The sequence below is a fragment of the Aeromicrobium sp. genome, from assembly GCF_037719875.1.
Taxonomy (GTDB): domain Bacteria; phylum Actinomycetota; class Actinomycetes; order Propionibacteriales; family Nocardioidaceae; genus Aeromicrobium.
In genome coordinates, this window is record NZ_JBBJMJ010000001.1 from 321,583 (window position 1) to 340,867 (window position 19,285).

Below are 19,285 nucleotides of genomic sequence, written 5' to 3' on the forward strand. Positions count from 1 at the left end.
TTCAACCTTGCCTCATGCCCGGCGACGGCGAGACGCAGGTAGGGTCGCTGCCATGTTCGAGGTGACTGTCACACGGCTGGATCCGGGGGTGCCGCTGCCGACGTATGCGCACCCGGGTGACGCCGGAGCGGACCTCGTCACGACGGTCGACGTGAGCCTCCTGCCGGGGGAGCGGGTCCTGGTGCCGACCGGCATCGCACTCGCGCTGCCGGACGGACTCGCCGCATTCGTCCATCCGCGCTCGGGCCTCGCGCTGCGTCACGGCCTGTCGATCGTCAACACACCGGGAACCATCGATGCCGGCTATCGGGGCGAGATCAAGGTCCTCCTGGTCAACCACGACCAGCGCGAGACGATCGAGCTGTCCAGGGGCGACCGCGTCGCCCAGCTCGTGATCCAGCGGGTCGAACGTGTCCAGTTCACGCCGAGCGAGTCCCTGCCCGAGTCGGCCCGCGGTGCTGGGGGCTACGGTTCAACGGGTGGTCACGCGACCGCCGGGATCACGGGGAGTTGAGCTGATGGCGCGCCGAGGCAAGAAGGTCCAGCCCGAAGAGGCTGCCGCCCCGACCGAGGTGGTCCCGGGCGTGCGCGACAACGGTCCGTGGGACGCCTCGGAGAAGTCGCCCGGCGACGACCCGACCTACGTCGATCTCGGTGCGCTGATCGTTCGGGGTCATGAGGGGTTCGAGCTGCAGATCCCGACCGAGGGCGACGGAGACGAGCTCGGGTCGGTCGTGCTCGTCGCCGAGGATGCCGCCCTCGAACTGCGCGCCTTCGCCGCGACCCGCTCGGGCGGTCTGTGGGACGAGGTGCGTGACGACCTGATCCTGGAGGTCGAGCGGCTCAAGGGTCACAGCCAACAGGTCGACGGGCCATTCGGGCCCGAGCTGCACATCCGTGTGCCGGTCGACCTGCCGGAGGGCGAGGAGGGGTTCCAGCCCAGCCGCATCGTCGGTATCGAGGGACCGCGTTGGCTCCTTCGAGGCACCTTCCTCGGTGAGGCCGGCCTGAACCCGAGTGACGAGGGCCTGTTGATGGACGCCTTGCGGGAGGTCATCGTCGTGCGCGGCGACGAGCCCCGCATACCCCGGGAGGCGCTCCTGCTGACGCTTCCGCAGGGCGCCGTCGCGAACGTGGACGAAGAGTAGGCTGGGGGCATGGGACGTATCAGCAGGACCCTGGACCGGCTCTCGTCGGAGAACATCGAGGCCGGCGAGCTCAAGAGCGATGCCGCCAAGGCGGGTTGCAAGCTCATCGCGACCCAGGCCGATCGTGCGGTCGTCACGATCCACGGTGTCCTCCGCTCGGTCACGCTGCGCCCTGTCGACGGCGTCACGGCACTCGAGGCCGAGCTCTACGACGGCTCCGACTGCGTGACCCTGATCTGGCTCGGGCGTCGCAAGATCGAGGGTGTTGCCGCAGGACGCCGGCTCAAGGCATTCGGTCGCATCGGTATGAGGTCGGGCAACAGGGTCATCTACAACCCGCGTTACGAACTCGAGGCATGACGCCCCCACCGGGTTCGGGGGAGACCGCCGCGCACGCAACTGTTGAGCAGGCCGTACGGTCGCAGCTGGCCAAGGCACTCGGCGGCCGTCGCGGCATCATCGAGAGTGCCGTCCCGACCGCGCTCTTCACGATCTGCTTCCTGGTCTCCGATGAGATCCGGTTGTCGCTGATCGTGAGCATTGCGGTGACTGCCGCACTCCTCCTGGTCCGCATCGTGCAGCGCTCGACGACGCAGTTCGTCCTCAATGCCCTGCTGGGCATCGGGATCGGCGCGTTCTTCGCCTATCGGGCCTCACAGTCCGGTGGTTCGGAGGAGGACGTCGCCCGGGCGGTTTTCACCCCCGGACTCCTCCTCAACAGCGGTTATGCCGTCGTCATCATCTTCACGATCCTGATCGGCTGGCCCATCGTCGGCTTCATGGTCGGATCGGTGACGGGCGACCCGGTCGCATGGCACGCCGACCGCGCGATCGTGAAGCTCTGCTCCCAGCTGACGTGGATCCTCGCCATCCCGTGCGTCATCCGCGTCGCGGTCCAGCTCCCGCTCTGGCTCGACCACCAGATCGGCCTGCTCGGCACGTCCAAGATCATCCTCGGCTGGCCGTTGCAGATCGCTTCCTTCGCCGTCATGGCCTGGCTCCTCGGCCGCAACCACACCCCGATCGAGGCCAAGGAAGCCTGACCCCCTCGGCGGGCGGTGACCTAGCGACCTATCGCTGCAGGGGAAACGTCGCTAGGTCACCGGTGCTGCTGGGGAAACGTCGCTAGGTCACCGGTGCCGGGGGCGATAGGAGGCTAGTGCTTGGGGGACAGGAGCTCGCCGAGGTGATCCTCGGCATCCTCCGGCGTCACGAACAGCAGCTCGTCACCGGACTCGAGCGAGCGGTCGGGATCGGGCCGCTCGATCGCGTTGTCACGCAGGATCGCCACGAGCACCACGTCATCTGGCCATGGCACCTCGCCGACCCGTTTGCCGACGTATGGCGAGTCCTCTGGCATCGTGAGCTCGACCAGGGTCGTGTTGCTCTGCCGGAACGTGAACAGGCGCACCAGGTCGCCGACCGTGACGGCCTCCTCGACCAGGGCCGACATGAGGCGCGGGGTCGAGACCGAGACATCGACGCCCCAGGACTCGCTGAAGAGCCACTCGTTGCTCGGGTGGTTGACCCGTCCGACCGTGCGGGGCACGGCGAACTCGGTCTTGGCGAGCAGCGAGCAGACCAGGTTGACCTTGTCATCGCCGGTGGCCGAGATGACGACGTCGCACGACTCCAGCTGTGCCTCTGCCAGCGACGACAGCTCGCACGCGTCGGCGAGCAGCCACTGGGCCTTCGGCACGGCCTCGGCACGGATGGCGGTCGGCGACTTGTCGATCAGCAGCACGGCGTGACCGTTGTCGATGAGCTCCTGGGCGACCGAACGGCCGACGGCACCTGCTCCGGCAATCACGACGCGCATCAGTCGGCCTCCGGCCCGGCATCGAACACGGCATGCGCCTTCTCGGCGGCGTCCTCACGCATGAACAGGTTCAAGTAGTCGCCTTCCTGGATCACGGTCTCGGGTTTCGCGATGAGCCCGCTGCCCAGCCGGGTGAGATAGGCGACGCGTACGTCGGCGGCGGCCTCGAGCTCGGCGATCTTGTGGCCGACCCAGCTGAAGGGTGCGTACACCAGGTCGAGGCGGACATCGCCGGACTGGTCCCGCCAGGCAGGCTCGGACCCGGCGGGCACGAGGCGCCTCAGCACCTGGTCCGCGGCCCAGGGGACGGTGGCCACGGTGGGCACACCGAGCCGTTCATAGACCTCGGCGCGACCCGGGTCATAGATCCGGGCGACGACGTTGTCGACCTTGAACTGCTCCCGGGCGACTCGCGCCGAGATGATGTTGGAGTTGTCACCGCTGGAGACCGCGGCAAATGCGTCGGCGCGCTCGATGCCGGCCTTGATCAGGACTTCGCGGTCGAATCCCATGCCGGTGACCGTGACGCCACCGAAACCGGGGCCGAGGCGGCGGAACGCGTCCGGGTTGGTGTCGATCACGGCCGTGGTGTGGCCGCGCTCCTCCAGGCTCCGCGTGAGGGTCGATCCGACGCGGCCGCAGCCCATGATCACGATATGCACGCAGGCGACGCTACACCGCGACGGGACGCGCTGCGCACAGAAGGCAGGTGACGGCTAGCATCGTCTCTCGTGGGTATCACCGAGGTCGTCAAGCGAGCACTGGTCGGCCGTAAGCTCCGCAGCACCCAGCTCGGTGAGACGCTCCTCCCGAAAAGGATTGCGCTGCCGGTCTTCGCCAGCGATGCCTTGTCCTCGGTCGCCTACGCTCCTGACGAGATCTTCCTGACCCTGTCCCTCGGTGGACTGTCGGCTTACACGTTCAACTGGAAGATCGGCATCGCGGTGGCACTCGTGCTCGCCATCGTCATCGCGTCCTACCGGCAGAATGTCCACGCCTATCCGAGTGGCGGCGGCGACTACGAGGTAGCGACGGTCAACCTCGGCGCCACCGCGGGGTTGTCAGTCGGCAGTGCGCTGTTGGTCGACTATGTGCTCACGGTCGCAGTGTCCGTCTCGTCGGGCGTTCAGAACGCCAGCTCCGCACTGCCGTGGCTCGATGGGCACGAGGCTACGACGGCCTCGATCCTGGTACTGATCCTGATGGGCATGAATCTGCGCGGCACCAAGGAGTCAGGCACGACGTTCGCCATCCCGTCCTACCTGTTCATGGTGGCGATCCTCCTGATGGGCGCGTGGGGGTATTTTCGCTTCCTGACCGGCAGCCTGCCAGACGCCCCGAGCGCGATCTACGACATTGCGCCGGAGGAGCAGTTCGAGCAGGGCGTGACCGGCGTCGCGTTGGTGTTCCTGCTCGCGCGGGCCTTCTCGTCGGGTTGTGCAGCGCTGACCGGCGTCGAGGCGATCAGCAACGGAGTCCCAGCCTTCAAGAAGCCCAAGAGCAAGAACGCCGCGACCACGCTCCTGCTGCTCGGGACCTTGTCGATCACCATGTTGATGAGCATCATCGTGCTCGCCGACCTGATGCGCCTGCGCTACGTCGAGGATCCCGGCCGCCAGCTCCTGCTTGATGGCAAGCCGGTGGGCTCGAGCTACCAGCAGGACACTGTGATCGGCCAGCTCGCGGGGAGCCTCTACAGCAATTTCACGCCGTTGTTCTACTTCACGATCGCCTGCACCGGAATCATCCTGATCCTCGCGGCCAACACCGCATTCAACGGATTCCCCGTGCTCGGCTCGATCCTGGCCCGCGACGGCTTCCTGCCCCGTCAACTCGACACCCGCGGCGACCGCCTGACCTTCAGCAATGGCATCATCCTGCTCGCCGTCGCGGCGATCGTGCTGATCCAGGCGTTCGACGCCGAGGTCACGAAGCTGATCCAGCTCTACATCGTCGGGGTGTTCGTCTCGTTCAACCTGAGCCAACTGGGCATGATCCGGCATTGGAACCGGCACCTGAAGACCGAGACCGATCCAGCCGCCCGCAAGAAGATGCAGCGTTCGCGGGTCGTCAACACGATCGGTTTGGCGATGACGATCACCGTCCTAATCATCGTTCTGATGACCAAGTTCCTCGAGGGTGCATGGATCGCGATCGTGGCAATGATCATCATCTTCCTCATCATGCGCGGCATCGGCCGTCACTACGACCAGGTCTCGACCGAGCTGGAGATCGATGACTCTGACGTGACCCTGCCGTCGCGGGTCCACGCGATCGTCCTGGTCAGCAAGCTCCACAAGCCCACGATGCGCGCCCTGGCGTATGCGCGGGTCTCCCGGCCCAACTCGATCGAGGCGCTGACGGTCGAATTCGACCCGGCCGAGACCGAGAAGCTCATGGAGCAGTGGGAGGAGCTCGCGATCCCCGTCCCGCTCAAGGTCGTCAACTCGCCCTATCGCGAGCTGGTCCGTCCCGTGGTCCGCTATGTCAAGGAGCTCCGCAAGTCGAGCCCCCGCGACATCGTCACGGTCTACATCCCCGAGTACGTCGTCGGTCGCTGGTGGGAGCAGCTGCTGCACAACCAGACGGCCCTCCGGCTCAAGGGCCGACTGTTGTTCATGCCCGGCGTCATGGTCACGAGCGTGCCCTACCAGCTCAGCTCCGCCGGTCGTGCCAAGCAGCGGCTTGGCAAGGATCGTCCGGCGCCGGGCGACGTGCGCCGCGGCTTCCGGGATCGGTAGATGTCGGCAGACCCGATCGTCGACGTCGGGCCGGTTGCGCACGGCGGTCACTGCGTCGCGCGCCTCGACGGCCTTGTCGTCTTCGTGCGACATGCGCTGCCGGGCGAGCGGGTGCGCATCCACATCACCGATCGATCGAAGTCGTTCCTGCGTGCTGATGCGGTCGAGATCCTCGAGGCCGCGCCCGGACGGGTCGAGCCGCCATGCCCTTACGCCGGCCCCGGTAGGTGCGGTGGCTGCGACTTCCAGCACGTCGACCCGGCGGTGCAGCGCGGACTGCTCGGTGACGTCGTGCGCGAACAGCTCCGCCGGCTGGCCGGCATCGCGTGGGACGGTGAGGTCGAGGCGGTCGAGCCGGACGCGCTGGGTTGGCGTACGAGGATGCAGTTCGCGGTCGACGGTGACGGCCGGCCAGGGCTGCGGAAGCATCGTTCCCACGAGATCATCCCGGTCGAGGAGTGCCTGATTGCCCACCCCGATCTGCCCGAGGTGCTGGGACGGGCGTGGGACGCCGAGTCGGTCGAGTCAATCGTGTCGTCGACCGGCGACACCCTCCTGGTCACCGATGCCAGCATCTCCGACGACGTCGAGTCGTCGGTCGGTGGAGTCGTGGCGGTCGACGGCACGATCCGCGGCGGGCGGGGCTCGGTCGTCGAGCGGGTCCTGGCCGCAGACTTCCGCGTCACCGGATCGGGGTTCTGGCAGGTGCACCCCGATGCCGCGACGACGTTGGTCGAGGCAGTCATCGAGGCCGCGGACATCGCTCCCGGAGACACGGTGCTCGACCTGTTCGGCGGAGTCGGCCTCTTCACGACGTTCCTTGCCGATGAGACCGGAGAGGAAGGTGTGGTCCTGAGCGTGGAGTCCGATGCCTCGGCAACGAGGGACGCGCGTCGCAACCTGCATGACTTCCCGCAGGTACGCCTGATTGGCGAGCCAGTGGAGCGCGCCCTCCGGCAGGGTGTGCTTGGGGCCGCCGCGCACGTGGTCGTGCTCGACCCGCCACGTACGGGAGCCAAGAAGGCCGTCGCCGGCATCGCCGGGCTCTCTCCACGACGGATCGTCTACGTCGCCTGCGACCCGGCCGCGCTGGCGCGAGACCTCGCTTCGTTCGCATCCCACGGCTATGTGCTGCACGGCCTACGAGCTTTTGCCCTGTTTCCCATGACGCACCACGTCGAGTGCGTGGCGGTGCTTGTGCCAGCCTGACACTCAGGCCACAGTGAGGGCATGCGCTTCGCCGACCCGCAGGCCTGTCCGGACTGCCGAGGAGCGATCGCAGGTCAGACGGTGTGCCCGCAGTGCGGTCTGGACCTGACGTCCCCCGAGGTACGTCAGCTCTGGCAGACGCTGTTGCAGGCCGATGAGCTGCTGGTCCGGGCCACTCGCAGCCGCGATCGCGGCGCGGCTGCTCCGCGTCCCGGCGGGGCCCCGCCGACGGCAGCCGCGCCGCCGCCACCACCACCACCGCCACCGCCACGACCACTGACCGACCCCCCAACGCCGGCGGCGCCGCTTCAGGCGCCCTCGCACGCCACCGTGCCACCCGTGCGCCCGCCGGGTGACCCCTTCACGAGCTATCCACGGCCCGACCAGCCGCCTCCCGCGCAAGCCAAGGAACGGCCGTGGTCGGTCGGGACGATCCTGCTCGTCCTCGGCGCCTTCGGCCTGATCGTCGCCGGTTTGATCTTCGTCACCCGCTCGTGGGAGGACATCGGGTTGGCCGGCAAGACCCTGATCCTGCTCGGCGTCACGGCGGTCATGGGCGGACTCGGCGTCTGGGTCACGCGTCGCCCGCTCCGGGCCTCCGCCGAGGCGGTCTGGACGGTCTTCCTGGCCCTGCTGACTCTGGACTTCTTCGCCGCCCGACACGAGGACCTGTTGGGTCTGCGGGCGCTCGAGCTCGACTGGGCGTGGGTCGTCTGGGGTGCCATCGCGCTGGGTCTCAGCGTGGGCATCTCCGTGTGGGCTCGGCCCCTGGTCAAGGTCGACCTGGTGGCGCCAGCCGTCGCCGGTGGTCTCGGCATCACGATCGCCGGTGTCGGCGCCGGTGCCGTCGGTGAGGACTGGGACTTCGCGTGGCGGGCCATCGTCGCGCTCGTGGTCGCCGGCCTGCTCGCCCTCGCCACGCGGCCTGCCGGCCTGCGGCCCATGACGATCACGGCGCGCGTGGTCTTCGCCGGGTTCTTCGTCGCGGCGTATGTCGCGGCATTCGTGGAGCTGGTCGACAACCCCTCCCTCGAGCAGCTGGTCGCCGGGGCGCGCGGCATCCCGATGCTGCTGATGGCCATCGCCTCGATCGTGGTCGCGGCCCTCGTGACACCGGTCCGTATCCCATCGGTCGCGCTCGCGGTGCTCGCCGTGACGGCGCTCGTCATCACCCCTTCCTCGGACCACGGGGGCCAGGAGGGAAGCTGGGTCGCGATCGCTGCGCTGTCCGCCGTGCTGGTCGTGGTCGCCTCACGCGGCACGGGGGACTGGTCGCGGGGTCTGCGGCTGGGAGCGATCCCGGCGGTCGGCGGCATCGTGCTGTTGCACATCGCCCTCCTGCTCGACGTGATCGAGGCGATGGGCGCTGTCATCGAGGACCCGTGGGAGGCCGGTGCCGGCGTCCGGCTCGACGCGGACATCGTCGCCAACAACGAGCCTTGGGTGGCGCCGATCGTCCTGGCCGCCCTGCTCGTCGTCGGCTGGTTCCTGCCCCGGTGGCCTGAGCTGGCGAAGCTGCGTTCCCATGTGACTCCGGTGTTTGCCTGCTTCGCCGGCCTTGGTGTCCTCGACGCGGTGGTGGCGGCCCGGCTCCCGCTCTGGCTCGCGGTGGCGCTGCTGCTCATCCTGGCTGTCGCCCTCGTCGTGGTGCAGACGCGCGCCGCCGCGACATACGTCGGCCCGGTCGCGCTGGTGCTCGTGGCTGCCGCGTCGGCCCTGGCTGCTGCCTCGCACGAGGTCTCGGCCGTCACGTGGTTGCTGTCCGCTGTCGTGCTCGCTGCGCTGGCCCGCCTCGATGCCCCCGAACCGCTGCCGGAGATCTATGCCGTCGTGGCCGTGCTGCTGGGCCTGGCCGGTGTCGCCGCCGCGGTCGAGCTGCTCGATGTCGACGATGCAGTCACCTCCCTTGTCGTCCTGGTCGGTGCTCTCGGACTCGTGGCGGCTGTGGGGACGGTGGCGAAGGACCATCGACTCCGGGTGCCGGTCGAGGCAGCCGCGGGACTCGTCGCCGTGGCCGCTGTGCTCAATGAGGGCTCGTCGGGCGAGCTCGCGGTTCGCTGGACGATCGTCGGCGTGGCGCTGCTCGCGCTGTGCGCCGTCGTGACCGACCGGCGCTGGTACCTCTGGCCCGGCATCGTCTCCCTGGTCATCGCCTACATCCTGTTGATCGTCGACAGCGGGTTCTCCTTCGTCGAGGCGTACACACTGCCGCTCGGTGCGATCGCCCTGGCAGTCGGCCTGTACTTCGCGCGCAAGCGGCCCGAGATGAGCACCTGGGTCCTGCTCGGGCCCGGCCTGGCGATCGCGCTCCTGCCGAGCGTGCCGCAGGCGCTCGTAGACCCGACCGACCTCAGGGCGCTTCTGCTGGGCCTCGGCTCCGCCGTGGTGCTCGCCGTCGGCGTCCGGCTCGGGTGGCAGGCGCCGTTCGTGCTCGGCGTGACGATCCTGACGCTGCTGATCCTGTTCAACATTGGCCCGTACGCCAACGCTGCACCACGTGTCGCGCTGATCGCCGTCCTGGGCGCGATCTCGATGGGTCTCGGCATCACCTGGGAGGACCGCGTCCGCGACGGCCGCAAGCTCGTCGGCTACGTACGATCCATGCGATAGGGGTGAACCACATGACCGAGTTCAGGACAGTCAGGCAGCTGCGGCGCGACGCGCTGGGCCAGGACGCCCTGCTGTTCTGCGCGGCGTTCACCGGCGGAGCGCTTGCCTACTTCCTGGCCCGCACGGTCCTCCAGGCCCTTGGTGGCGGACCCGACGGAGACTTCTGGTCGGTCAGCCTCTCGGAGGACCTGATCCTCAGCGGGCTGATTGCCGGCGAGCTGTTCCTGGTGTGGAACAACGGCCTGCGCCAGGGCGTACGCGGCCACAGCATCGGCAAGCACCGAGTGGGGCTCGCGGTCGTCGACGTGGGGGACGGCGCCCCGACCGGCGCCGGTCGTGGCCTGGTGAGGGGTCTCACGATGGCTGTCCTGCTCGACCTCGCCGCGGCGGCGATCCCGATCGGGTTGCCAACGGTCCTGCGACGGCTGACGCCCGAGGAGTGGCACGTCGGTGGTGCTGCCTACCTGGCGCTGATCGTCCTGGTCATACCCCTCCTGGTTCCGACCGACCGCGGGTTGGCCGACCGGCTCGCGCGGACCGAGGTCATCCGAGCCACCGGGGCGGATGCCGTGACGAGTCCGCGACGTCGCACCGTCCTCACGATCATCGACATCGTCGGCGTCATGGGCCTGCTCGCCGTCGCAGCGGCCTACATCGTCTACTTCGCTCCTCTCCTGCGCTTCCCTGACCTGTTCTGACCCGAGCGGGGAGTGGGCAAACCTCTCGACATCATGTATCTTGATGTCAAGAGATATGGCAGTCCGGGTTAGGACTACCTGACCGTGCGTCGTACGGCGACGCTGGGCAGGATGGAAGATGACGCGAAGGAGAAGACGATGGCCGTCGACAGCTTTGGATCGAAGGACACCCTCACAGTCGGGGATTCCACCTACGACTACTACCGCCTCGAGGCGGTGACGGGTGATGGCCTCGACGTGTCGACCCTGCCGTTCAGCCTGAAGGTCCTGCTGGAGTCGCTGCTGCGCACCGAGGACGGCGCTGACATCACCAAGGCCGACATCGAGGCGCTGGCTGGGTGGGACGCCGATGCCGAGCCGAGCAAGGAGATCCAGTTCACGCCTGCGCGCGTGATCATGCAGGACTTCACCGGTGTGCCGTGCGTCGTCGACCTCGCCACGATGCGCGAGGCGATGGCCGACCTCGGCGGCGACGCGACCAAGATCAATCCGTTGGCTCCGGCCGAGATGGTCATCGACCACTCCGTCATCGCCGACGTGTTCGGCACGCCGGAAGCGTTCGAGCGCAACGTCGAGATCGAGTACGAGCGCAATCGCGAGCGCTACCAGTTCCTCCGTTGGGGCCAGGGCGCGTTCGACGACTTCAAGGTCGTCCCGCCGGGCACCGGCATCGTGCACCAGGTCAACATCGAGCACCTCGCCCGCGTCGCGTTCACCCGCGAGTCCGATGGGGCCACCGTGGTCTATCCAGACTCGTGTGTCGGCACGGATTCACACACCACGATGGTCAACGGCCTCGGCGTCGTCGGCTGGGGTGTGGGCGGCATCGAGGCCGAGGCAGCGATGCTCGGCCAGCCGATCAGCATGCTCATCCCGCGCGTCGTCGGCTTCAAGCTCTCCGGTGAGCTGCCCGAGGGCGCAACCGCGACCGACCTCGTCCTCGTGATCACCGAACAGCTTCGCAAGCACGGGGTGGTCGGCAAGTTCGTCGAGTTCTACGGGCCCGGCGTGGCCGCGGTGCCGCTGGCCAACCGGGCCACGATCGGCAACATGAGTCCCGAGTACGGCTCGACGATCGCGGTCTTCCCGATCGACGACGAGACCACCAAGTACCTCAGGCTCACGGGGCGCAGCGACGAGCAGATCGCGCTCGTCGAGGCATACGCCAAGGCGCAGGGCCTGTGGCACGATGCGGACCAGGAGCCACGCTTCTCCGAATACCTCGAGCTGGACCTCGGTGACGTCGTCCCGTCGATCGCCGGACCCAAGCGCCCGCAGGACCGGGTGTCGCTGACCGAGAGCAAGGGCGCGTTCCGCACCGCTCTGGCCGACTACACCGAGCAGGACCTCGGCGGCTACGACGAGGCCGTCGACGAGTCGTTCCCCGCCTCGGACGCCCCCAGCAGCAGCGAGACAGGCAAGAACGGTGACAAGCCGAACGCGCCCGCGCCCTCGGGTGCCGGACGTGCCAGCAACCCGCAGAAGGTCACGCTCGAGGACGGGACCGAGTTCGAGCTCGACCACGGCGCCGTGACGATCGCCGCGATCACCTCCTGCACCAACACCTCCAACCCCTCGGTCATGATCGGTGCGGCTCTGCTGGCCAAGAAGGCCGTCGAGAAGGGCCTGCAGCGCAAGCCATGGGTCAAGACGACCCTGGCTCCCGGCTCGAAGGTCGTGACGGACTACTACGAGAAGTCCGGCTTGACGCCCTATCTCGACAAGCTCGGCTTCAACCTCGTGGGCTACGGGTGCACCACCTGCATCGGCAACTCCGGCCCGCTCATCCCCGAGGTCAGCAAGGCCGTCAACGACGGGGACCTCGCGGTCACCGCGGTGCTGTCGGGCAACCGCAACTTCGAGGGCCGCATCAATCCCGACATCAAGATGAACTACCTGGCGTCGCCCCCGCTGGTCATCGCGTATGCCCTGGCCGGATCGATGGACGTCGATCTTTACAACGATCCGCTGGGTCAGGACACCGACGGCAACGACGTCTACATGAAGGACATCTGGCCGACCCCCAAGGAGGTCGAGGACGTCATCGCGTCGTCGATCGACTCAGCGACGTTCACCAGGGAGTACGCCGACGTCTTTGCAGGTGACGAGCGGTGGCAGAACCTGTCGACCCCCGACGGTGCGGTCTTCGAGTGGGACCCAGAATCGACCTACGTCCGCAAGGCGCCCTACTTCGACGGTATGGAGCTCGAGCCGTCGCCGGTCGAAGAGGTCAGCGGCGCGCGCGTGCTGCTCAAGCTCGGCGACTCGGTCACCACGGACCACATCAGCCCCGCCGGAGCGATCAAGAAGGACAGTCCCGCAGGGACATACCTCTCCGAGCACGGAGTGGGACCGCGGGACTTCAACTCCTACGGCTCGCGTCGCGGCAATCACGAGGTCATGATCCGTGGCACGTTCGCCAACATCCGCCTGCGCAACCAGATGGCACCGGGCACTGAGGGCGGCTATACCCGCAACCTCATCGACGGCGGTGAGGTCACCTCGGTCTTCGAGGCGTCCGAGGCCTACCAGGAGGCCGGCGTCCCGTTGGTCGTCCTGTCCGGCAAGGAGTATGGCTCTGGATCGTCCCGTGACTGGGCCGCCAAGGGCACGGCCCTGCTGGGCGTCAAGGTTGTCATCGCCGAGTCCTATGAGCGCATCCACCGCTCCAACCTGATCGGCATGGGCGTCCTCCCGCTGCAATATCCCGAAGGTCAGAGCGCCGAGTCGCTGGGGCTGACGGGGGAGGAGACCTTCGACTTCACTGGCATCACCGAGCTCAACGACGGTCGCATTCCCAAGACCGTCCACGTCCAGGCCACTCCAGAAGGTGGCTCGGCGGTCGAGTTCGACGCAGTGGTCCGAATCGACACGCCGGGTGAGGCCAACTACTACCGCAACGGCGGCATCATGCCGTACGTCCTGCGGAGCCTGCTGGGCTGAATCGCAGTCGCGCCCAAGGGCACCGCCTCACAAGGCGGTGCCCTTGGCGTGTCTGTGCGAGGAACTAAATGTGGCTCGACACGACAATTTGTTGTCCGAAGCGCTGGACGTGACCCCCATCACGCTATACGTTGTTTCAAACAACAAACGCGTCACGTGGACGAAACAATGCGGCCGCGGCGCACTACTGGAGGAAATAGGAGGCGGTCTGTGTGAAGCGGACACGCAATCTCGTACTTGCAACACTCATGGGTGCGACCCTCGCGCTCAGTGCCTGCGGCGGTAGCGACAACGGTGACGGTGGTGGAGACGGCGGCAAGGCTGAGGGCAAGATCGGCGTCATCCTGCCCGACACCAAGTCCTCGGTCCGCTGGGAGAGCGCCGACAAGCCCGCGCTCGAAGCCGCGTTCAAGAAGGCCGGCGTCGACTACGACATCCAGAACGCCGAGGGTGACGCCGACAAGATGCAGACCATCGCAGACGGCATGATCACCGATGGCGTGACCGTCCTCGCGATCGTCAACCTCGACTCCGACTCGGGTGCCGCGATCGAGGACAAGGCCAAGAGCCAGGGTGTCAAGACCATCGACTACGACCGGCTGACGCTCGGCGGCTCGGCTGACGTCTACATCTCGTACGACAACAGCAAGGTCGGTGCCCTCCAGGGTGAAGGCCTCGCCAAGTGTCTCGGCGAGAAGGATGCCAACATCATCTATCTGAACGGCTCGCCGACAGACAACAACGCGACGTTGTTCTCACAGGGAGCCCACAGCGTCCTCGACGAGGTGACGTCGTACAAGAAGGTCGGCGAGCAGGCGGTTCCGGACTGGGACAACGAGCAGGCCGTCACGATCTTCGAGCAGCTCTACACCAAGGTCGACGGCAAGGTTGACGGCGTCTACGCCGCCAACGACGGCCTCGCGGGCGGTGTCATCTCGATCCTCGACAAGAACGGTCAGGCCGGCAAGGTCCCCGTCACGGGTCAGGACGCCACGGTCGAGGGCCTGCAGAACATCCTCGCCGGTGACCAGTGCATGACGATCCAGAAGTCGGCGACCGGTCAGGCTGGGGCGCTGGCCGAGACGGCCATCGCGATGGTCAAGGGTGAGGACCCGAAGACGACCGGCACCGTCGAGGATGAGACGGGCAAGCGTGACGTCCCGGCGATCCTGCTGGACCCCGTCGCGATCGACAAGTCGAACGTCAAGGCTGTCATCGATGCGGGCGACATGAAGGCCGCTGATCTGTGCACCGGCGACTTCGCGAAGCTGTGCGCTGACGCAGGTATCAGCTGATCCAGGGGTGTGGCCCGTCGCAACCCGGCGGGCCACACCCACTGCTTTTTGCGCCGCACCCCTCATTCTCGGAACCCGCACTTCGGAAGGCTCACCATGAGCGACACGTCCCCACTCCTCGAGCTGCGCGGAGTCAACAAGAGCTTCGGCGTCGTCCACGTCCTCCACGACGTCGACCTCGCGATCTATCCCGGCCAGGTCACGGCCCTCGTCGGCGACAACGGCGCCGGCAAGTCGACGCTGGTCAAGGCCGTCGCCGGCATCTACCCCCTCGACAGCGGTGAATACCTCTTCGACGGCAAGCCCGTCACGGTCCACGGCCCCAAGGACGCCGCTGCCCTCGGCATCGAGGTCGTCTACCAGGACCTCGCCCTGTGCGAGAACCTCGACATCGTCGAGAACATGTTCCTCGGGCGTGAGGCCAAGACCGGCCCTGTCCTCGACGAGACCACGATGGAGGCCAAGGCGCGGGAGGTCCTTGCTTCCTTGTCCGTACGCACCGTCAAGTCGGTGCGGCAGAGCGTCTCGAGCCTGTCGGGCGGTCAGCGCCAGACGGTCGCTATCGCCAAGGCGGCGCTCTGGAACTCCCGGGTCGTGCTCCTCGACGAGCCCACCGCGGCGCTCGGCGTCGCCCAGACGCGGCAGGTGCTCGACCTCGTGCGTCGCCTCGCGGACTCCGGCGTGGGCGTCCTGCTGATCTCGCACAACCTGACCGACGTCTTCGAGGTCGCTGACCGCGTCACGGCGCTCTACCTCGGCCGCGTGGCTGCCGACGTCGCCACGAAGGACGTCACGTCGCGCCAGGTCGTCGAGCTCATCACAACCGGTACATCTTCCGACCTGGACGGCGCCGCGGCCCCGTCTGCGAATGCCTGAGGACTGACATGACTGACATCATCACTGACGCGGAAGAGGCGGGCTTCGCCAACGACCGCACCCAGTCCAACACGCTGGGCGAGGCCGCTCACGCCTACGTCAACCGCGTCCGTGGCGGCGACATGGGTGCCCTCCCGGCGATCCTGGGACTCATCGTCCTGTTCATCGTGTTCGGTCTCGCCAACGACCGCTTCATCTCGGCTCTCAACATGGCCAACCTGATCACGCAGGCCGGCGCCATCATGGTCCTGGCAATGGGACTGGTCATGGTCCTCCTGCTCGGTGACATCGATCTGTCCGCGGGTGTGACCGGCGGCGCCTCGGCCGCGGTGATGGGCCTGTTGATCGCCGATCGTGGCGCTCCCTGGGGACTCGCTGTGCTCGCCGCCCTGGTGACCGGCGCCGTCATCGGCCTGGTCATCGGCCTGCTCGTGGCCAAGCTCGGCATTCCGTCGTTCGTCGTGACGCTCGCGTTCTTCCTCGGCCTGCAGGGTTTGACCCTCAGGCTGATCGGCGAGGGCGGGTCCGTGCGCGTCGACCAGGAGGTCGTCAAGGGCATCACCAAGAACAACGTCCCCGTCATGTGGGGATGGATCTTCGCCGTGGTCCTGATCGTCGTCTTCGCCTTCCTGACTCTTCGGAGCCACCGGGCAAAGGTCGCCAAGGGGCTGCAGCACCAGCCGTTGGCGGTCGTCGTCGCCCAGATCATCGCGCTTGCCGTGATCTTGCTGGGACTGACCTATGTCCTGAACATCAACCGCGCCCCCAATCCCGGGTTCGTGATCGAAGGCATACCGTATGTCCTGCCACTCGTCGCCGGCCTGCTGATCTTCTGGACCTTCATCCTCAGCCGTACGGCCTACGGCCGCCACGTCTACGCCGTCGGAGGCAACCCGGAAGCGGCTCGCAGGGCCGGCATCAACGTCGATCGGATCCGGATCTCCGTGTTCGTCATCGCCTCGTCGATGGCAGCACTCAGCGGCGTGATCGCGGCCTCGAACCTCGGCAAGGTCTCGACCTCGTCGGGCGGCAGCAACACCCTGCTGTACGCGGTCGGCGCGGCCGTCATCGGTGGCACGAGCCTATTCGGTGGCAAGGGCAAGGCCAGTGATGCCGTCATCGGCGGTCTGGTCATCGCGACGATCGCCAACGGTCTCGGGCTGCTCGACCAGGCGTCGTACATCAACTTCATCGTGACCGGAGGCGTGCTGCTCCTGGCAGCGAGCGTCGACGCGATCTCGCGCAGGCGGCGTTCCGCGACAGGGCTTTAGACATGGCAGCCACGGGACGGTCGGGAGCGGGCACGAACCAGGAGGACGTCCGCCGTCACAATCTCGGGACCGCTCTCAGCCACGTGCATCGGGCCGGGCGTATCAGCCGGGCCGAGCTGACGGCACGGATGGGGCTCAACCGCAGCACGATCGCCGGTCTGGTGGCCGAGCTGGAGTCCTTGGGGCTGGCCGACCAGGCCGCGCCGACGGGGATCCGGATCGGCGCGGGACGCCCGTCCGTCGACGTCAAGGCGCGTCCCGGTGCCTACGTCCTGGCCGTCGACCTCCGAGTCGACGGGCTCACGGTGGCCCGGGTCGGCATCGGCGGCGTGGTGCGGGCTCGCGCGTCCGGCCCCATACCGGCCGATCACGATCCTGAGGCGACCGCCGCGTCCGTCGTCGACCTGTTGCGGCTCGTCGTCAAGGATGTCGAGCCCGGCGCCGCGCTCGTGGGTGTGGGCGTCGGAGTGCCGGGCATCATCCGTGCCGAGGACGGCCTCGTGCGACTGGCTCCCAACCTGGGCTGGCACGACGTACCGTTCGCCAAGCTCCTGGCGGAGAGCATCGGGTCCGTCGGGATGCCTGTCTTGGGCAACGACGCCGACCTCGGTGCCCTGTCCGAGCACCTGCGGGGTGCCGGCGTCGGGGTCGAGGACCTGGTCTATCTGTCTGGTGAGGTCGGTGTCGGCGCCGGCGTCATCGTCGGCGGCCGCAAGCTCGAGGGTGCCGGTGGCTATGCCGGCGAGATCGGGCACATGCCGTTCGTTCCGGACGGCAAGCTGTGCCACTGCGGTGCTCGCGGGTGCTGGGAGACCGAGATCGGGGCGCTGGCGATCGCGCTGGCAGTTGGGTGCCCCCCCGAGCGGATCGGGGCGCTGGGGGAGTTCCTCGAGGGTGTCCACGAGTCGACGCCCGAGCTGAGCATCGTCGCCGGGCATCTGGGTCGCGGGCTGGCCGGTGCCGTCAACCTGCTGAATCCGCGGGTCGTGGTGCTCGGTGGCTATCTCCGTTCGCTGTTCCCGCTCGTCCAGAAGGAAGTCGAGGCCGAGCTCGCCATACACGCGCTGATCGCGACGCGTGAGCAGGTGCTCGTGACGTTGCCCGGCCTGGGCGGGGACTCAGTGCTGCACGGCGCCGCCGAGCTGGCCTTTGAGGCACTCTTGGCCGATCCGGTCGGCTGCCTCGCGTCGGCGTGCTTCGACGTCGACGCAGCCCTCGCCGGTTGACGGTTTACCACGGTCCCTAGGCAAACCGTTCGTCTTCCCTAGGCAACAGTGGTCCGCCCTAGGACAATCTCCCGCGGGCGGACGACACTTGCGTAGGGACCGTGGTAAACCGCCGGGGGGTTAGGTGCCGGAGGTCCGGCGGCCGCCGTCGTCATCGAACTCCACGTTCTCGAAGTCGACGGGACGGGCGGCGTTGGCGATCGCCGTGACCATGGCCGTGCCGAGAGGGCCGGCACGATCGAAGACCTCGACCGTGCCGACCGAGATGCCGTCGTGCTCGACCCTGTCGGTCGCCGACAAGCCGATCTCACGGCTAACGGGCGGCCTCGCCAGGGCGAGGGTGATGTCGGTGTTGATGAACTGCACTCCCTCGGACCCCCAGTTCACGACCATGCTGGTTGCGTCGGCGATGCTCGCCACCGACTGGAACGGGGTCCCCACCTCGCCGCCGACGACCTGCAGCCCGGCCTGCCAGGTCTGCTTGCGCCCGCGGTTCTGGTGGTCACCGAACGACTGCGACCACGGGGCCTCGCTCGTGAAGTGCGGCACGCGTGGCTCGTCGCTCGGCGGTACGACTTCGAGCGGCGGGGGCTCCGGGTGCTCGTCCGGCGTCCAGACGAGCCCGGACGGTGTCTCCGTCGGCAACAGGAAGATGCAGCTGGCCCGGGCGACCCGATGTCCGTCCTGCATCAGAGACGCGTCGATCAGGCACAGCCGTCGGCTCTCTCTCACGACCTCGGTCGTGACGGTGGAGGGGACCATCTTGGCGGGCTGGAACAGATCGACCGTATAGCGGGACGGCTGGAGGTCGCCCCGTCCAGCCTCGGCCAGGCGTACCTCAAGGGCGCGTGCCAGCGCGCCACTCACGGCCACGCCGTGCATCTGGTCCGGGCTCCACATGCTGCGGGAGAACTCGGTGGGGATGAGCTGGTCATTCTCGAGGGTGAACATGGCCAAGGACATGGGCCCAGCCTTTCAGGCGTCGGCGCGGGGGAGGCGGGCGGTCAGTCCTTGCGCTCCCAGGCCATCTCCTCGATGAGCTCGCGGCTGCGCCAGCCGTCCGGCGTACGCACGAGCCGGTGCATGTAGTAGCCGCCGACCTCCATGCGCCAGGTGCCGCCATCGGGCTGCGCGATCGCCATCGGGTTCATGAGGTAGACGCGTACGTCGGCGTGGTCGCCGTCGAGCGTGACCTCCTTCTGGCACACGTAGTGCTGCATCGTCGAGAACATCGGGAGGGTCTGGGCAAGCCAGTCGCGCACCTCATCCCTGGTCCCCTTGATCCCACCGCTCGCGGTGTAGTCGATCGTCGCGTCGGGTGTGAAGACCGCGTCGTATCGCGGCCAGTCCAGCGTGTCGACGGCCCGGGTGTAGGACGTGATCAGGTCATCGATCTCGATGCGGTCGGACAGGGTCTGAAGATCCAGCATGATCCGACCGTAGCCCTAA

At 67.6% G+C, this 19,285-nt stretch carries 17 protein-coding genes; 13 read left to right on the plus strand and 4 right to left on the minus strand.

The annotated features are described in order from the left end of the window. The first annotated feature begins 52 nt into the window (after positions 1 to 52). The 4 genes from dut to WKF39_RS01675 are packed head-to-tail and all read left to right on the plus strand — an operon-like array spanning position 53 to position 2,191. Complete coding sequence (gene dut, locus WKF39_RS01660; protein WP_340385240.1) at positions 53 to 514, plus strand: dUTP diphosphatase; 462 nt, start codon at positions 53 to 55, stop codon at positions 512 to 514. 4 nt (positions 515 to 518) lie between these two features. Then, positions 519 to 1,148 (plus strand): DUF3710 domain-containing protein, encoded by a 630-nt coding sequence (locus tag WKF39_RS01665; protein ID WP_340385242.1) that lies wholly within the window; start codon positions 519 to 521, stop codon positions 1,146 to 1,148. A gap of 9 nt (positions 1,149 to 1,157) precedes the next feature. After that, the gene (locus WKF39_RS01670; protein WP_340385244.1) at positions 1,158 to 1,508 is read left to right on the plus strand and encodes an OB-fold nucleic acid binding domain-containing protein; all 351 of its coding nucleotides are present in this window, start codon (positions 1,158 to 1,160) and stop codon (positions 1,506 to 1,508) included. Beyond that, positions 1,505 to 2,191: a DUF3159 domain-containing protein gene (locus tag WKF39_RS01675; RefSeq protein WP_340385246.1), complete on the plus strand. Its 687-nt coding sequence runs from the start codon at positions 1,505 to 1,507 to the stop codon at positions 2,189 to 2,191. Before WKF39_RS01670 ends, WKF39_RS01675 begins: the two co-directional genes overlap by 4 nt. Positions 2,192 to 2,304: 113 nt before the next feature. On the opposite strand, the gene WKF39_RS01680 is transcribed toward WKF39_RS01675, so the two are convergent. Next, complete coding sequence (locus tag WKF39_RS01680) at positions 2,305 to 2,967, minus strand: TrkA family potassium uptake protein (RefSeq protein WP_340385248.1); 663 nt, start codon at positions 2,965 to 2,967, stop codon at positions 2,305 to 2,307. Continuing rightward, positions 2,967 to 3,629 (minus strand): TrkA family potassium uptake protein, encoded by a 663-nt coding sequence (locus tag WKF39_RS01685; protein ID WP_340385250.1) that lies wholly within the window; start codon positions 3,627 to 3,629, stop codon positions 2,967 to 2,969. The genes WKF39_RS01680 and WKF39_RS01685 overlap by 1 nt, the downstream gene beginning before the upstream one ends. Before the next feature lie 69 nt (positions 3,630 to 3,698). Between WKF39_RS01685 and WKF39_RS01690 the strand changes: the two genes are divergently transcribed. The 9 genes from WKF39_RS01690 (at position 3,699) to WKF39_RS01730 (ending at position 17,836) form a co-directional block, all read left to right on the plus strand. Further along, positions 3,699 to 5,708, plus strand: a complete 2,010-nt coding sequence (locus WKF39_RS01690) for an APC family permease (protein ID WP_340385252.1) — start codon at positions 3,699 to 3,701, stop codon at positions 5,706 to 5,708. Continuing rightward, positions 5,709 to 6,917, plus strand: coding sequence for a TRAM domain-containing protein (locus WKF39_RS01695; protein ID WP_340385254.1), 1,209 nt, complete (start codon positions 5,709 to 5,711; stop codon positions 6,915 to 6,917). 21 nt (positions 6,918 to 6,938) lie between these two features. Next, positions 6,939 to 9,527 (plus strand): hypothetical protein, encoded by a 2,589-nt coding sequence (locus WKF39_RS01700; protein ID WP_340385256.1) that lies wholly within the window; start codon positions 6,939 to 6,941, stop codon positions 9,525 to 9,527. 11 nt (positions 9,528 to 9,538) lie between these two features. Further along, a complete protein-coding gene (locus WKF39_RS01705) occupies positions 9,539 to 10,225 on the plus strand; it encodes an RDD family protein (RefSeq protein WP_340385258.1) in 687 nt (228 codons plus the stop codon). A gap of 138 nt (positions 10,226 to 10,363) precedes the next feature. Beyond that, positions 10,364 to 13,168 (plus strand): aconitate hydratase AcnA, encoded by a 2,805-nt coding sequence (acnA, locus tag WKF39_RS01710; RefSeq protein WP_340385608.1) that lies wholly within the window; start codon positions 10,364 to 10,366, stop codon positions 13,166 to 13,168. Positions 13,169 to 13,380: 212 nt separating this feature from the next. Continuing rightward, positions 13,381 to 14,463: a substrate-binding domain-containing protein gene (locus tag WKF39_RS01715; protein WP_340385260.1), complete on the plus strand. Its 1,083-nt coding sequence runs from the start codon at positions 13,381 to 13,383 to the stop codon at positions 14,461 to 14,463. A gap of 96 nt (positions 14,464 to 14,559) precedes the next feature. After that, the gene (locus tag WKF39_RS01720; RefSeq protein ID WP_340385262.1) at positions 14,560 to 15,339 is read left to right on the plus strand and encodes an ATP-binding cassette domain-containing protein; all 780 of its coding nucleotides are present in this window, start codon (positions 14,560 to 14,562) and stop codon (positions 15,337 to 15,339) included. An 8-nt stretch (positions 15,340 to 15,347) separates the two neighbouring features. Beyond that, a complete protein-coding gene (locus WKF39_RS01725) occupies positions 15,348 to 16,610 on the plus strand; it encodes an ABC transporter permease (RefSeq protein WP_340385264.1) in 1,263 nt (420 codons plus the stop codon). Positions 16,611 to 16,612: 2 nt separating this feature from the next. After that, positions 16,613 to 17,836: an ROK family transcriptional regulator gene (locus WKF39_RS01730; RefSeq protein WP_340385265.1), complete on the plus strand. Its 1,224-nt coding sequence runs from the start codon at positions 16,613 to 16,615 to the stop codon at positions 17,834 to 17,836. Positions 17,837 to 17,956: 120 nt separating this feature from the next. On the opposite strand, the gene WKF39_RS01735 is transcribed toward WKF39_RS01730, so the two are convergent. Both WKF39_RS01735 and WKF39_RS01740 read right to left on the minus strand, forming a co-directional pair. Then, on the minus strand, positions 17,957 to 18,799 hold the full coding sequence (locus WKF39_RS01735) for an acyl-CoA thioesterase domain-containing protein (protein WP_340385267.1): 843 nt from the start codon (positions 18,797 to 18,799) through the stop codon (positions 17,957 to 17,959). Between the two features lie 41 nt (positions 18,800 to 18,840). Next, on the minus strand, positions 18,841 to 19,266 hold the full coding sequence (locus WKF39_RS01740; protein ID WP_340385269.1) for a nuclear transport factor 2 family protein: 426 nt from the start codon (positions 19,264 to 19,266) through the stop codon (positions 18,841 to 18,843). Positions 19,267 to 19,285 lie beyond the last annotated feature (19 nt).